Origin of the sequence: Arthrobacter sp. U41 (assembly GCF_001750145.1) — a bacterium.
In the GTDB taxonomy this organism is placed as follows: domain Bacteria; phylum Actinomycetota; class Actinomycetes; order Actinomycetales; family Micrococcaceae; genus Arthrobacter.
Window position 1 is genome coordinate 2,678,692 of record NZ_CP015732.1, and the last position, 14,940, is coordinate 2,693,631.

The window sequence follows — 14,940 nt, forward strand, 5'->3', positions numbered from 1 at the left end:
ATGTCCGTCCAAGTCAGCACGCCCGCCAAGCGGCCCACGGGGGAGATCCTCTTCGCCCTGGTGTTCGTGAGCGTGGGCGCGGCCGGCATCCTGGCGGCGGGGTCGATCCCGATCCCGCCGTCGGAGACCGGCATCGGCCCGCGGGCCTTCCCCTACATCGTGTGCACCATGCTGGTGCTCCTGGGCGCGGGCATCGTCGCCCAGGTGTTCCGCGGCAAGGTGGGCCAGGCAGAAGAAAGCGAAGACCTCGACGCCACAGCCAAGACCGACTGGATCGCGCTGGCGAAACTCGTGGGTTTCGTGGTGCTCCACATCTTCCTGATCGAACCGGCCGGCTGGGCCGTTGCCGCAGCCGTGCTCTTCAGCGGCGCGGCGTGGACCCTCGAGGCCAAGCCCCTCTGGAAGGCGATCATCATTTCAGTCGTACTGGCGCTCGTGCTCCAGTACGTCTTCGGCGGGCTGCTGGGCGTGTCCCTGCCGCCGGGCCCACTGCTTGAGGGGGTGGCGTTCTTCAATGGATAGCTTCATGATGCTCCTTGAGGGCTTCTCCACAGCGCTGCAGCCGGTCTACCTGCTCTACGCCCTGGGCGGGGTCTTCGTCGGCACCGCCGTCGGCGTGCTTCCCGGTATCGGTCCGGCGATGACCGTCGCGCTGCTGATGCCCATCACCTATGCACTGGATCCCGCGGCCGCCCTGATTGTGTTCGCCGGCATCTACTACGGCGGGATGTACGGCGGCTCCACCACCTCGATCCTGCTCAACACCCCGGGCGAGTCGTCATCGATCGTCACCGCGCTCGAGGGCAACAAAATGGCCAAAGCGGGCCGGGGCGCAGCGGCGCTGGCGACGGCGGCGATCGGCTCGTTCGTCGCCGGCACCATCGCAACAGTGCTGCTGACCTTCCTGGCGCCGGTCGTCGCGGAACTTGCCGTGGGCCTGGGACCCGTGGACTACGTGGCCCTGATGATCGTGGCGTTCCTCACCGTCGGTGCCCTGCTGGGCGCCTCCGTGCTGCGCGGCCTCGCCTCGCTGGGCCTGGGGCTGTTCATCGGGATGATCGGCATCGATGACAGCACCGCGCAGCAGCGTTTCACCTTCGATAACCCCACGCTGGTGGACGGCGTTGACATGGTCCTCGTGGCCGTGGGGCTCTTCGCCCTCGGTGAAGCCCTGTACGTGGCGTCGAAGCTGCGGCACGGTCCGGTCGAGGTCATCCCGGTCAGCAAGGGCAAGAACGCCTGGCTGTCCAAGGAGGACTGGAAGCGGTCCTGGAAGCCCTGGCTGCGCGGCACCTTCATCGGGTTCCCCATCGGCACGGTGCCGGCGGGCGGCGCGGACGTCTCCACCTTCCTGTCCTATGCCGCTGAGCGGAAACTGGCCAAGGGCCCGAACCGGGCACAGTTCGGCAAGGGCGCCATCGAGGGCGTGGCCGGTCCGGAAGCGGCGAACAACGCCGCAGCCGCCGGCGTTCTGGTCCCGCTGCTGACGCTCGGGATTCCGACGACGGCGACCGCGGCGATGATGCTCACGGCGTTCCAGCGCTACCAGATCCAGCCCGGGCCCCTGCTCTTCGAGAACCAGGGCGCGCTGGTGTGGACCCTGATCGCCTCGCTGTATGTGGGCAACCTGATGCTGCTGGTGCTGAACCTGCCGCTGGTCGGCCTCTGGGTGAAGATCCTGCAGATCCCGCGGCCCTACCTGTACGCAGGCATCCTCGTCTTCGCGGCGCTGGGCGCCTTCTCGGTGAACTTCGCCGCGGCCGACGTCGGCATCCTGCTGGTGGTCGGGATCCTTGGCTACTTCATGCGCCGCTACGGCTATCCCGTGGCGCCCATGGTGGTGGCGATGATCCTCGGGCCGATGTTCGAAGTGCAGCTGCGGCGCTCGCTGCAGCTCTCCCAGAACGATCCAACGGCCCTGTTCTCTTCGCCGTTCGCGGTGGTTGTGTATGTCTCCATGGCCCTGATTTTCGTGGGCTCCCGGTGGCTCCGCCGCCGTCAGGCATCGCTGGAGGCTGCGCCTGTGAAGGACGAGTTGTCCGTCTAAACCTGTGAGTCCGGGCTTCGACCGCCCGTTAGGCGCAAATGGCCGGAATGGTGATCACCATTTCCGGCCATTTGCGTTTATCCGGATGCCCGGACCGGGCCAGGGGGCGCCGGGACGGGAATCTCAGTCCCCGGGCGGCAGGGACAGCGGCGGAATGGACTCGTGTAGCGGGATCCGGGTCCAGCGCTGGCCCGTGGCCCGGAATTCGGTCCGGGTCGTGAAGCGGTACAGGTAGCTGCGGGCCCGCACCCATCGTGGCCGGGCGCCGTCGAACGGGTCATGCCGCAACAGGCGCAGGGTGGGGCGGTCGGCCTCCAGTAGCTTGGCCAGGAAAGCGTAGAACCACTGTTCGTGCACGGTGCGCAGCGGCAGGAACCACATCAGCCAGTCCAGGCGCAGGTGGTACGGCGCCCACTGGCGCGGGATCCGGCGGACGTCGCCGGGCTTCCCGCGGAAACCGTATTCCTGCCAGTCCGCCGTGTCGTCGGGCTCCGTGTCCAGGGTCCCTTCCACCACGATTTCGATCCGCTGCTTCGTGACCGTGCCAAAGGCTCCATAGGTGTTCCCCAGCTGCCAGCGGTTGAAGGCAGCATTCATCAGCTGGTAGTGCGAGAACAGGTTCTCGACCGGGCGGTAGCTGAGCACCACGAGCAGCACGGTGGCGACCAGGACCACCACGAGCCACGCGACCGGTGCCTGGCTGCCGGCCGCCGTTGCCCCGGCCGCCGTGCCCGTACCCACGCCTGCGGCCGAGGCGTGCCAGTCCGGCGCGATCGCGGGGATCAAGGCATGCGCCACGGGGTCACTGACCGCGGCGAAGGCGAGCAGGATCGCCATCCAGTTGAGCCAGGCGAAGTTCCCCGTCGCCACCAGCCAGAGCTGCGTGAAGATGATGATCCCGGCGGCCGCACCGGCCAGCGGCTGCGGGGCGAAAAGGAAGAACGGAACCACCAGCTGGGCGAAATGGTTGCCGAGGACCTCCATCCGGTGCCAGAGCTTCGGCAGTAAATGCGCCTGCCGGCTGAGCGGCCCGGGCATCGGCTGGGTCTCGTGGTGGTAGTACAGGGCCGTCAGGTCACGCCATTCCCGGCCGCCGCGGATCTTGATCATGCCGGCGCCAAATTCAAGGCGGAACACCAGCCAGGCCAGCAGGATCAGGATGGTCCGCGGCGGGGGAGTCTGGTCCGAGCCAAGGAAAGCCACAATGAACCCGGCCTCAAGAAGCAGCATTTCCCAGCCGAAGCCATAGAACGTCTGCCCCACGTTGACGATGGACATGTACAGCAGCCACAGCGCCAGGAACGCCAGCATGGGAACCCACGGCGGGCCCAGCTGCGGCAGGCCCAGCACGATCGCGGCGGCAATCGCCATGCCGCCCCAGCAGACGGCCCGCAGCAGCCGGTCCGAGTAGCGCCAGCTGAACAGGGTGGGCCGGCGCGGGCGGCTGGAGCGTGCCAGGAACTCCGGCGCCGGCAGCAGCCCGCGCTCGCCGAGGAGGGCCGGAAACTGGTTGAGCGAGGACAGGAAAGCCACGAAGTAGATGGTGGCGATGCCGCGCTGCAGCACCTGCCGGGCGAACTCGTACTCCGGCGCGTCAAACCAGGCCGTCCACTCCACGATCCCCACGTTACGCCTGCGGTCCGCGGCGTCAACGGGCGGCGGCCCGCGTGGGTTCATGGCGGCCGTCCGGGGCCACTTATGGGCCTCAGCCGGGGACTTTCCGGCCACCAGGCGGCGTGTCCGCGGCCAAAGTGCCCCCGGACCGCGGGCAAGGGCTAAAGGACCGGCGGGGACATGCCCGCGGTGCGGTGCGGGATACTGGAATCATGCAGCCGCGCAAGATCGTCCTCCTCGGGTCCACCGGTTCCATCGGCGCGCAGGCGATTGACGTCGTCGACGGCGCCCCGCACCTTTTTGAGGTCGTGGCGCTCAGCGCGGGCGGCGGCAACCTCGAACTCCTGGCCCGGCAGGCCGTCCACACCCGGGCCCAGGCCATTGGCACTGCGTCCGGCGACCCCAAGGCCCTCCAGTCCCTGATCGACGACGCCGCCCGCGCCGCCGGCGTGTCCGGCTACCGTCCCGAGATCATCACCGGCCCGGACGCCTCCACCCGGATCGCGGAGACCGGGGCCGACGTGGTCCTCAACGGCATCACCGGCTCCATCGGCCTGGCGCCCACCCTGGCCGCGCTCAGATCCGGCGCCACCCTGGCCCTGGCCAACAAGGAATCCCTGATCGTCGGCGGCGCCCTGGTCAGGGCCGCGGCCCGGGAAGGCCAGATCGTCCCGGTTGACTCCGAACACTCCGCCATCGCCCAGTGCCTGCGCTCCGGCACCGCGGCCGAGGTGGACCGGCTGATCCTCACGGCCTCCGGCGGCCCGTTCCGCGGCATGACCCGGGACGAGCTGCGCGATGTCTCCCCGCTGGCCGCCCTCGCCCACCCGACCTGGGACATGGGCCTGATGGTCACCACCAACTCCGCCAGCCTGGTCAACAAAGGCCTGGAAGTGATCGAGGCGCACCTGCTCTTCGACATCCCGCTGGAGAGGATCGACGTCGTGGTCCACCCCCAGTCCGTGGTCCACTCGATGGTCCAGTTCGTCGACGGCTCCACGATCGCCCAGGCCTCCCCGCCGGACATGCGCCTGCCCATCGCCCTGGGCCTGGGCTGGCCGGACCGCGTCCCCGGCTCGGCCCGGCCGTGCGACTGGAGCCAGGCCACCAGCTGGACCTTCGAGCCGCTGGACATCGAGGCGTTCCCCGCCGTCGGACTGGCCAAGCACGCCGCCCGGCAGGGGAGCACCTACCCGGCTGTCTTCAACGCCGCCAACGAGGAGGCCGTGATGGCGTTCCATGCCGGCCGGATCCGGTTCACAGACATCGTCGATACCATCGAAGCAGTCCTCAGCGAACACACAGGGTCCTCCGGGTTGACGGTGGAGTCCGTGCTGGATGCTGAAGGATGGGCACGCGCCCGCACCCACGAACGTTTAGCCGTCAGAAGCGTCTAGGAAGCAGCAGATCCAAGCATGAGTCCCGTCCTCCTCTTTATCCTCGGTGTCGTCTTTGTCGCGATCGGCATCGCCGTGTCCATTGCCCTCCACGAGGTGGGCCACCTGCTGCCGGCCAAGCTGTTCAAGGTCCGCGTCACCAAGTACATGATCGGCTTCGGACCTACCCTCTGGTCCCGCAAGAGGGGCGAGACCGAATACGGCTTCAAGGCCATCCCGCTGGGCGGCTTCGTCTCCATGATCGGCATGTACCCGCCGAACAAGGAGGACGGCACCGTACGGACCTCCAGCACCGGCATGTTCCAGTCCCTCGCCTCGGACGCCCGCTCCCTGGCCCACGAGGAAGTCGGCCCCGCCGACGGCAACCGCGTCTTCTACAAGCTGCCGGTCTGGAAGAAAATCATCATCATGCTCGGCGGCCCTGCCATGAACATGCTGATCGGACTCGCGCTGACGGCCGTGCTGCTGATGGGCTTCGGCATCGCCACCCAGACCACCACCATCGCCGACGTCTCCAAATGCCAGGTCAAGGCCGGCGAAACCGTGGACCCGGACTCCGCCGACTGCAAGCTCACGCCCGCCGCCGCCGCGGGACTGTTGCCCAACGACGTCATCACCTCCTTCGACGGCAAGGCCGTGACCAGCTGGGATGAACTCACCGGCTGGATCCGCGCGTCCGCAGGCCGGCAGGTCAGCATCACCGTGGAGCGCGACGGCGGCCCCGTCACCACCACCGTCACACCCGTCCTTTCCGCGCGTCCCGTGGTGGGCGAGGACGGCCGCCAGGCCAGGAGCGCCGACGGAACCCTCCAATACCAGGACGTCGGCTTCCTGGGCATCGGTGCGCAGACCGCACTCGTGCCGCAGCCGGCGTCGACCGTCCTGCCGATGGCGGGCGAGAACATCAAGCAGATCGCCAACGTCGTCCTGAACCTGCCGGCCCGGGTGGCCGGCGTGGCGGAGGCAGCCTTCAGCGAGGCGCCGCGCGATCCCAACGGGCCCATCAGCGTGGTGGGGGTGGGGCGTGTGGCCGGCGAGGTCGCCGCGATGGAGCAGGTCCCGATGCAGTCCCGGGTGGCCACCCTGGTGGGGCTGCTGGCCGGACTCAACTTCGCCCTGGCCGTGTTCAACCTCATTCCGCTGCTGCCGCTCGACGGCGGCCATGTGGCCGGCGCACTGTACGAAGGTGCCCGCCGCCGGATCGCCAAGCTCTTCGGCCGCCCGGACCCCGGCGCCTTCGACATCGCCAAGCTGCTCCCGGTCACCTACGTGGTCGCGGTGCTGCTGATGGGCATGGGCGCCCTGCTGATCTACGCGGACATCGTCAAACCGGTCAACCTCTTCGGCTGACGCCGCGTCCGGCCGGCCCGGAGCATACCTTCTGAGGTTCAAGGGCTGTGATCGCCGTTCCACGCGCCTTCGGCTGGCATCGCCTGCGGTCCGGGGGCACTTTGCCGCCGTCCGGCGGCGAAATGGATGACGGCGCCCGGCGTTTCGTGTCAAAGTGCCCCCGGACGGCCCCGGGTGCGGCCGCCGTCCAGGCGCCCGCCGCAGCCCGGTTGCTTGGGACAGCCTGGCCGGGTTCTAGCCGCATTCAGCTGTTTATCAGCCATCAGCTTATTTTGGCTTATTTTTAGTAATCAGTTGAAAATGATTGATTCAGCAAGATCAGCCGCTTAGGCTGGGGCTATGTACGTGATGACCATCGACCAGCGCGGCAGCAGCGCCGACGTCGACCGTGTCCCGGAGCTCCTGGCCGAGCTCGCCGGGCTGTCCACCGCCGGGCGCTTCGAGCGTTCCGTGGGCGATGAAGTCCAGGGCGTTGTGGAGCGCCCGGACGAAGTCGTGGAGATCGCCCTGCACGCCCTGCGCAGCGGCCGCTGGTACGTGGGAATCGGGGTGGGGGCGGTTGACCTCCCGCTGCCTGCCAGCCCGCGGGAAGGATCCGGGCCGGCCTTCGTGGCGGCCCGCGCCGCCGTCGAGAAGGCCAAATCAGCGTCCGCCCATGTGCCCATCGCGGTCGTCTCCGGCGGCCTGCGCAGGGGAGAGGCTGCGCCCTCGCCCGCGGGATCTGCCGGCGCCCGCGCCTGTGCCAACGCCGAGGCGGTGCTGCGCCTGATCGGACGGCTGGTCCAGGACCGGACAGCTGCCCAGTGGAAGGTCGTGGATGCCCTGCGCTCGGTGCAGCACGGGCACTCCGGCACCCACGGCACGCAGAAAGTCACCGCCCGGGAACTGGGAATCACGGAGCAATCGGTGAGCCGTGCGCTGCTGCGCTCCGGCTGGCAGGAAGAATGGGCCGCGAGGCCGGCGGCGGAAATGCTGCTGGACTTCGCCCACCGGACCATCACCGGCAACGACGAGGCCGGCGGGCAGCCCACGGACCGTGCCCACGACCCGGCCCGGACGCTGCGCCCGGATTCCAGCACCAAGGACAGTACAGAAGGAGACCGGTGAACGCCCTTTGGATCACCCTGGCCCTGCTCACTGCAGGCTTCGCCGGATGGCCCGTAACGGCCCTGGTTTTCCGGCTCGCCCGGACCATTGACGACCGGCAGGACGCCAGCGCCGGCGCCGCCGACCCGGCGAATGACCCCGCGGCGGACGTCACGGTTGACCCCTCGGCCACCGGCGCCCCCAACTCCGCCGCAGGCAACCCCACTCCGGCAGCAGGCCCCGCGGCCGCCTCGGTCAGCAGCGTGCGGATCCTGCGCGGCGGAGCGATCATCGGAGTGCTGGAACGCCTGGCGGTCTGCCTCGCGATCCTCGCCGGCGAACCGGTAGCCATCGCCTATGTGGTTGCGATCAAGGGCCTGGGCCGCTTTGCCGAACTGAAGGAGACCCCGGTCGCCGCGGAGCGTTTCATCATCGGCACCCTCACCTCCCTGCTGTGGGCTGCCGGAGTCGCCGTCCTGGCCAGGCTGCTCGTCCTCGGCTGAGACCGGCAGCCCGGGCGCCCGGATGGGTACCGGGCCACCGGGGCGATAGTGTATCCGTATGACTGTTTTTGCTGTTGAGTACGTATACGACGCCGAATCCTCCGAAGCCCGCGACCTCGCCCGTCCGGCGCACCGCGAATGGACCGCAGGACTTGCCCAGGAGGGAACGCTGCTCGCCAGTGGCCCCTACGGTGACGGCGCCGGTGCGCTGCTGATTTTCAAGGCCGCCGACGAGCAGGCCCTGAACGAGGTCCTCAAGCAGGATCCCTTCGCCGCCGCCGGTGCCATCTCCGGTACCCGCACGACGGCCTGGGCTCCCCTGACCGGCCTCCTGGCCGGCCACGCCGCCTAGCCGTCCCCCGCCAGACCACTTCGATACAAGGAGTCCATGTGACCTCGGTCAGCCTGGGAATGCCGTCAGCACCGCCACCCGTCCTCGCGCCCCGCCGCAAGACCCGCCAGATCAAGGTCGGTTCGGTCGGCGTCGGCTCCGATTCGCCGATCAGCGTGCAGTCGATGACCACCACCCCCACCACGGACATCAACGCCACCCTGCAGCAGATCGCCGAGCTCACCGCTTCCGGCTGCGACATTGTGCGCGTCGCCTGCCCGTCCGCGGACGACGCCGAGGCGCTGCCGATCATCGCCCGGAAGTCGCAGATCCCGGTGATCGCAGACATCCACTTCCAGCCCAAGTATGTTTTTGCCGCGATCGAGGCAGGCTGCGCCGCGGTCCGGGTGAACCCCGGCAATATCCGCAAGTTCGATGACCAGGTCAAGGAAATCGCCCGCGCGGCGAAGGACCACGGCACCTCGATCAGGATCGGCATCAACGCCGGATCGCTGGAGCCCGGAATCCTGAAGAAGTACGGCAAGGCCACCCCGGAAGCCCTCGTGGAGTCCGCCGTCTGGGAAGCGTCGCTGTTCGAGGAGCACGGCTTCAACGACTTCAAAATCTCGGTGAAGCACAACGACCCGGTCATCATGGTCGCTGCCTACGAGATGCTGGCCGAGCAGGGCGACTGGCCGCTGCACCTCGGCGTCACTGAGGCCGGACCCGCCTTCCAGGGCACCATTAAGTCGGCCACGGCTTTCGGCGCCCTGCTGTCCCGCGGCATCGGTGACACCATCCGCGTTTCCCTGTCGGCCCCGCCGGTGGAGGAAATCAAGGTCGGCAACCAGATCCTGCAGTCGCTCAACCTGCGCCCGCGCAAGCTCGAGATTGTCTCCTGCCCGTCCTGCGGCCGCGCCCAGGTGGACGTGTACACACTCGCCGAGCAGGTCACGGCGGGCCTGGAAGGCATGGAGATCCCGCTGCGCGTGGCCGTCATGGGCTGCGTCGTCAACGGACCGGGTGAAGCCCGCGAGGCAGACCTCGGCGTCGCCTCGGGCAACGGCAAGGGCCAGATTTTTGTGCGGGGTGAAGTCATCAAAACTGTCCCCGAGGACCAGATTGTTGAGACACTGATCGAAGAAGCCATGCGTATTGCTGAAGAGATGGGGGAGGCCGATGGCGAAGATGCTGTCAAGGGTAGCCCCGTGGTTAGCGTCTCGTAAGGACGGCGCCGCTCCCGGCGTCGCAGTCCGGACCCTGGGCGGCTCGGACACCTCCCAGCTGGTTGATCTGGCGCGGCAGGACGCCGTCGCCAATGTCTTCATCCTGTCCCACCTGGCAACCACCGGTTCGGCGGCTCCCACCACCGGCGGGGCAAGCATCCTCGGCGTGTTCGACGGCGGCACCCTCCTGGGCGCCTGCTGGGCCGGCGCCAACCTGGTGCCGGTGCAGCTGGACCCGGAGCTGGCCGGCACGGTTGCCGAGTCCGCGCACCGCTCCGGGCGCCGGTACGCCTCGATCTTCGGCCCCGCCGACACCGTCCTGGCGCTGTATGCCGGGCTCGAACAGTTCGGGCAGACGGCCCACGAGGTCCGCGGGGACCAGCCGCTGATGACGATTGCCGGACCGCCTGCCGTGCCGCCGAACCCCCAGCTGGGCTTTGGCCAGCTGGCGGACTTCGACCGGATCCTGCCGGCGTGCGCTGCCATGTTCGAAGAGGAAGTGGGCTATTCGCCCTTCCTGGGCGGCCGGGAATACTACAGCCGGCGGGTCAAGGGGCTGATCCGCCAGGGGCATTCCATGGTCCACCTGGACCCCGCCGGCGGGGTTGTGTTCAAGGCCGAGCTCGGTGCTGTCACGCCGGAGGTGACGCAGGTCCAGGGAGTCTGGATGAACCCGGAATTCCGTGGCCAGGGCCTCAGCGCCGGCTACATGGCCGCCGTCGTCAGCCTGGCCCAAACCCTGGCCCCGGTCACCAGCCTCTACGTCAACAGTTTCAACACCCGGGCACGTGCCACGTACGAGCGGGTGGGCTTCCGCCAGGTGGGGACTTTCGCCACTGTACTTTTTTAACTCCAGTGTTCTTCTGCCCCGGCGGTTTACCGGGCTCACAGATAAATATCTGGATGCAGACTCTTGTTTTAGTGCCCCGCGTCACATAGGTTCGAGCTAACCGTGTCGCATGGGCACGTGTTTCCACGGAGCAACAGCCGGGGATGCAGACGCCCTTGAGGGCAGCACAACGGAACTCACGGCCAGATCTTTGGCGGTGCTGGGGCCGCAGAGCCACGCCATGACAGGATGACCAGCCGGAAACGGCCAGGGGCTTCCGTCAGTTATGGCGTGGCTCTTCCGTGTTCAGGCTGACGGTAGATTAGTACCTAGACGCGTGTGCCGGTCTCCCCGGTTGTATCGTTTTGCCCGCACCTTCCCAGAAACGGATAGATACCCAGTGGTCCTTCGACTTTCCAAGCTGTTCCTGCGCACTCTGCGTGAAGATCCCGCCGACGCCGAGGTGGCCAGCCACCGGCTCCTGGTCCGCGCCGGGTACATCCGCCGGGCCGCACCGGGGATCTACACCTGGCTTCCGCTGGGGCTGAGCGTGCTGCGCAAGGTGGAGGCGGTCATCCGCGAGGAGATGTCCGCCATCGGCGCCCAGGAAGTGCATTTCCCGGCCCTGCTGCCCAAGGAGCCCTACGAGGTCACCAACCGCTGGACCGAGTACGGCGAGGGCATCTTCCGGCTCAAGGACCGCAAAGGCAACGACTACCTGCTGGCGCCCACGCACGAGGAGATGTTCACCCTGCTGGTCAAGGACCTGTACTCCTCGTACAAGGACCTGCCGCTGAGCATCTACCAGATCCAGAACAAGTACCGCGACGAGGCCCGCCCCCGGGCCGGGCTGCTGCGCGGCCGCGAATTCATCATGAAGGACTCCTACTCCTTCGACGTCGACGACGCCGGCCTGGACGCCAGCTACGCGGCGCACCGCGGCGCCTACCTGAAGATCTTCGAGCGCCTCGGCCTGGAGGTCATCCCGGTCGCGGCGACGGCGGGCGCCATGGGCGGCTCCAAGAGCGAGGAATTCCTGCACCCCACCGAGATCGGCGAGGACACCTTCGTCCGTTCCCCCGGCGGCTACGCAGCCAACGTCGAGGCCGTTACCACGGTGGTCCCGGCGGACATCGACTTCAGCCGCGCCCCCGCCGCCGAGGTCCGGGACACCCCGGACACCCCGACCATCGACACGCTGGTGGACGCCGCCAACGCCCTGGTGCCCCGCGCCGAGGCCGACGGCGGCGCCTGGACTGCCGCTGACACGCTCAAGAACGTCGTCCTCGCCGTCACCCTGCCGACCGGCGAACGCCAGATCGTGGTCATCGGCGTTCCGGGCGACCGCGGCGTGGACCTCAAGCGGGTGGAAGCGAACATCGGATCCTTCCTGCCGATCGCCGGCGAAATTATCCTCGAGGCCGCCAACGAGGAGGACCTCAAGAAGCAGCCCCTCATCGTCAAGGGCTACCTGGGCCCCGGCCTGTCCCCGGATGCGCCCCTGCTGGGCGCTGAGGGCGCCGCCAAGCTCCTCTACCTCGTGGATCCGCGCGTGGTCAGCGGTTCCGCCTGGGTCACCGGTGCGAACGAGGCCGGAAAGCACGTCTTCGGTCTGGTCGCCGGACGCGACTTTGGCTGGGACGGCGTCATCGAGTGCACCGAGGTGCGCGCCGGCGACGAGGCCCCCGACGGCTCCGGTCCGCTGGAAACCGCCCGCGGCATTGAGATGGGCCACATCTTCCAGCTCGGACGCAAGTACGCCGAGGCCCTGGAGCTCAAGGTCCTGGACCAGAACGGCAAGCAGGTCGTGGTCACGATGGGTTCCTACGGCGTCGGGGTCACGCGCGCCGTCGCCGCCCTGGCCGAATCCAACCACGACGACAAGGGCCTCATCTGGCCGCGCGCCGTCGCTCCGGCCGATGTCCACGTGGTGGCCGTTGGCCGCGGCGAGGAGATCTTCGCCGCCGCGGAGAAGCTGGCCCTCGAGCTTGAGGCCGCCGGCCTCGAGGTGATCTACGATGACCGGCCCAAGGTGTCCCCGGGCGTGAAGTTCGGCGACGCCGAACTCGTCGGTGTGCCGACCATCCTCGCCGTCGGGCGCGGCCTGGTGGACGGGGTCGTCGAGATCAAGGACCGCCGCAGCGGCAACGCCGAAAACATCGCCGTTGAGAAGGCTGTTGACTTTTGTGTCGCCGCCGTCCGCAACAACTAGCGCACTGTCCCTGCAGGCGTGGTCTCCGGACTCGAGTCGATCGAGCTCAGTACCCTCATCCTGATTGTGGTCGCCGGCTTCGCCGCGGGCTGGGTCGACGCCGTCGTCGGAGGCGGGGGACTGATCCAGCTTCCGGCGATGCTGCTGGTGCCGGGCATCAGCCCGGTGCAGGCCCTGGCGACAAACAAGATGGGGTCGATTTTCGGCACCACCACCAGTGCCGTCACGTATTACGGCCGGGTGCGGCCGGACCTGCGCACTGCGCTGCCCATGGCGGTGATCGCCATGGCAGGGAGCTTCGGCGGGGCGGTGCTCGCGGCGAACCTCCCGGCGAGCGTGTTCAAACCGATCATCGTGGTCGCGCTCGTCGCCGTCGCGCTGTTCACCGCCTTCCGCCCCAGCGTGGGGGAGCTGACGAAACTGCGGCACAACGGCCACCGGCACTATGCGGTGGCGTGCCTGATCGGCGGCCTGATCGGCTTCTACGACGGCCTGATCGGCCCCGGCACCGGTTCCTTCCTGGTCATTGCGCTCGTCTCGGCCATGGGCTATGCCTTCCTGGAAGCCAGCGCCAAGGCGAAGATTGTGAACATGGCCACCAACGCCGGCGCCTTGCTGTTCTTTGTGCCGCACGGAGCCGTGCTGTGGGGTCTCGGGCTGGTCCTTGGCCTGGCGAACATGGCGGGCGGCTACCTCGGGGCCCGGACGGCCGTCAAGCAGGGGAACAAGTTCATCCGCATCGTGTTACTGGCGGTCGTCGGGGCGCTGATCATCAAGCTCGTCGCGGACATCTGGCAGGAGAGCTTCGCGTAGCAGCCGCGGCCGACCGGACCCCCGTCTGGAGGGACCCGTCTGAGGGACCCGTCCGGAGGGACTCCCCGGACGAAAGCCGCGGGCGTAGCATGCAGCTATGTCAGCACCTGAAGAAGGCTACAGCGACGCCCTGGCGGCTGCGGCCCGGCACGCACGCCAGTGGCTGGAGAGCCAGCAAACACGGCACGTCGGCCCGCGCGTAACCGCGGCGGACCTCGCCGCGGACTTCGGCGGTCCGCTGCCCCGGGACGGAACGCCGGCGGCGGAGGTCGTGGACTACCTGGCAACGAAGGCCGAGCCCGGGCTGATGGCCATGCCCTCCGGGCGGTTCTTCGGCTGGGTCATCGGCGGCACCCTGCCGGCGGCGCTGGCCGCAGACTGGCTGGTCAGCGCCTGGGACCAGAACGCCGGGTTACGTTTCGCCACCCCGGCGACGGCGGCCATCGAGGAGGCCGCCGGCACATGGCTGCTTGAGCTGTTGGGGCTTCCCGAAGAGTCCGACGTCGGCTTCGCCACCGGCGCCACGATGGCGAACTTCACCGGACTGGCCGCGGCGCGCTGGCGCCTGATGACCGACGCCGGCTGGGACCTCGACGTCGACGGTCTCTTTGGTGCGCCCCGGATCCGCTGCTTCGTGGGCCGGGAACGGCACGACACGATCGACCTCGGCCTGCGGTACCTGGGGCTCGGCAGGCCCACGGTGGTCCCCGCGGACCGGCAGGGCCGGATCAACCCGTGGGAGCTGGACCGCGCCCTGGCCGGCGCCGTGGAACAGGCGTCAGCCGCCGGAGCCGGCCCGGCCCCGCTGCTGGTCTGCCTCCAGGCCGGTAACCTGCACTCCGGCGCCTTTGATCCCTTCCTGGAGGCCATCGCCATCGCCAAAGCACACGGCGCCTGGGTCCACGTGGACGGGGCGTTCGGGCTCTGGGCCGCCGCCGTGCCGGAGCTTGCCGCCCTGACCGCCGGCCTGCAGGGTGCCGATTCCTGGGGCACCGACGCGCACAAGACCCTCAATGTGCCATACGACTGCGGGATCGTGGTGGTCCGGGATGCCCGGGCTCTGCGTTCGGCCATGGGCGTTCACACCAGCTACCTGATCCAGGACGCGGACGGCGCGGCGGACCCGTTCGAGACGGTTCCGGAGCTGTCCCGCCGGGCCCGCGGGGTGCCCGTCTGGGCCGCGCTGAAATCGCTGGGCCGGAATGGCGTCGAGGCCCAGGTCCGGGGGCTGGTGCTGTATGCCCGGCAACTGGCGGAGCAGCTGTCCGCGCTGGACGGCGTCGAGGTGCTCAACGACGTCGACTACACCCAGGTCTCGCTGGCCTTCGGCGACGACGCCACGACCCGTGCGGTCACGGCCAGGATCATCGAGGACGGCCGGGTCTGGATGTCCGGATCGCGTTGGCGGGACCGGGACATCCTGCGGATTTCCGTAAGCAACTGGAGCACGGACGACGCCGACGTGGCAGTCGCCGTCGACGCCATCCGGGACGCCCTGGCGGCGGTCCGCGGGGGCCCGAACTAGCCAGGGA

13 protein-coding genes are annotated in these 14,940 nt (G+C 68.6%); 12 read left to right on the top strand and 1 reads right to left on the bottom strand.

Annotated elements, in window-relative coordinates:
• Positions 1–522, top strand: coding sequence for a tripartite tricarboxylate transporter TctB family protein (locus ASPU41_RS12180; RefSeq protein ID WP_069951139.1), 522 nt, complete (start codon positions 1–3; stop codon positions 520–522).
• Entirely contained in the window at positions 515–2,047 is a 1,533-nt protein-coding gene (locus ASPU41_RS12185) for a tripartite tricarboxylate transporter permease (protein WP_069951140.1), read from the top strand. The genes ASPU41_RS12180 and ASPU41_RS12185 overlap by 8 nt, the downstream gene beginning before the upstream one ends.
• A 123-nt stretch (positions 2,048–2,170) precedes the next feature.
• On the opposite strand, the gene ASPU41_RS12190 is transcribed toward ASPU41_RS12185, so the two are convergent.
• Entirely contained in the window at positions 2,171–3,664 is a 1,494-nt protein-coding gene (locus tag ASPU41_RS12190; protein ID WP_069952666.1) for a lipase maturation factor family protein, read from the bottom strand.
• Positions 3,665–3,873: 209 nt separating this feature from the next.
• On the opposite strand from ASPU41_RS12190, the gene dxr reads away from it, so the two are divergent.
• The 10 genes from dxr (at position 3,874) to ASPU41_RS12240 (ending at position 14,933) form a co-directional block, all read left to right on the top strand.
• Positions 3,874–5,058, top strand: coding sequence for a 1-deoxy-D-xylulose-5-phosphate reductoisomerase (gene dxr / locus ASPU41_RS12195; RefSeq protein ID WP_069951141.1), 1,185 nt, complete (start codon positions 3,874–3,876; stop codon positions 5,056–5,058).
• An 18-nt stretch (positions 5,059–5,076) separates the two neighbouring features.
• Complete coding sequence (locus tag ASPU41_RS12200; RefSeq protein WP_069951142.1) at positions 5,077–6,408, top strand: M50 family metallopeptidase; 1,332 nt, start codon at positions 5,077–5,079, stop codon at positions 6,406–6,408.
• 339 nt (positions 6,409–6,747) lie between these two features.
• The gene (locus ASPU41_RS12205; RefSeq protein WP_231941064.1) at positions 6,748–7,515 is read left to right on the top strand and encodes a MarR family transcriptional regulator; all 768 of its coding nucleotides are present in this window, start codon (positions 6,748–6,750) and stop codon (positions 7,513–7,515) included.
• Complete coding sequence (locus ASPU41_RS12210) at positions 7,512–7,997, top strand: hypothetical protein (protein WP_069951143.1); 486 nt, start codon at positions 7,512–7,514, stop codon at positions 7,995–7,997. The genes ASPU41_RS12205 and ASPU41_RS12210 overlap by 4 nt, the downstream gene beginning before the upstream one ends.
• A 58-nt stretch (positions 7,998–8,055) precedes the next feature.
• Positions 8,056–8,349: a YciI family protein gene (locus tag ASPU41_RS12215; RefSeq protein ID WP_069951144.1), complete on the top strand. Its 294-nt coding sequence runs from the start codon at positions 8,056–8,058 to the stop codon at positions 8,347–8,349.
• Between the two features lie 38 nt (positions 8,350–8,387).
• Positions 8,388–9,554, top strand: coding sequence for a flavodoxin-dependent (E)-4-hydroxy-3-methylbut-2-enyl-diphosphate synthase (gene ispG, locus ASPU41_RS12220; RefSeq protein ID WP_069951145.1), 1,167 nt, complete (start codon positions 8,388–8,390; stop codon positions 9,552–9,554).
• Positions 9,517–10,404, top strand: coding sequence for a GNAT family N-acetyltransferase (locus ASPU41_RS12225; protein ID WP_069952667.1), 888 nt, complete (start codon positions 9,517–9,519; stop codon positions 10,402–10,404). The genes ispG and ASPU41_RS12225 overlap by 38 nt, the downstream gene beginning before the upstream one ends.
• Before the next feature lie 379 nt (positions 10,405–10,783).
• Positions 10,784–12,595: a proline--tRNA ligase gene (locus ASPU41_RS12230; protein WP_069951146.1), complete on the top strand. Its 1,812-nt coding sequence runs from the start codon at positions 10,784–10,786 to the stop codon at positions 12,593–12,595.
• Between the two features lie 18 nt (positions 12,596–12,613).
• Positions 12,614–13,408 (top strand): sulfite exporter TauE/SafE family protein, encoded by a 795-nt coding sequence (locus tag ASPU41_RS12235; protein WP_069951147.1) that lies wholly within the window; start codon positions 12,614–12,616, stop codon positions 13,406–13,408.
• A 97-nt stretch (positions 13,409–13,505) separates the two neighbouring features.
• Positions 13,506–14,933 carry a pyridoxal phosphate-dependent decarboxylase family protein gene (locus tag ASPU41_RS12240; protein WP_069951148.1) on the top strand — a complete coding sequence of 476 codons (1,428 nt, stop codon included), beginning with the start codon at positions 13,506–13,508 and terminating at the stop codon, positions 14,931–14,933.
• The last annotated feature ends 7 nt before the right edge of the window (positions 14,934–14,940 follow it).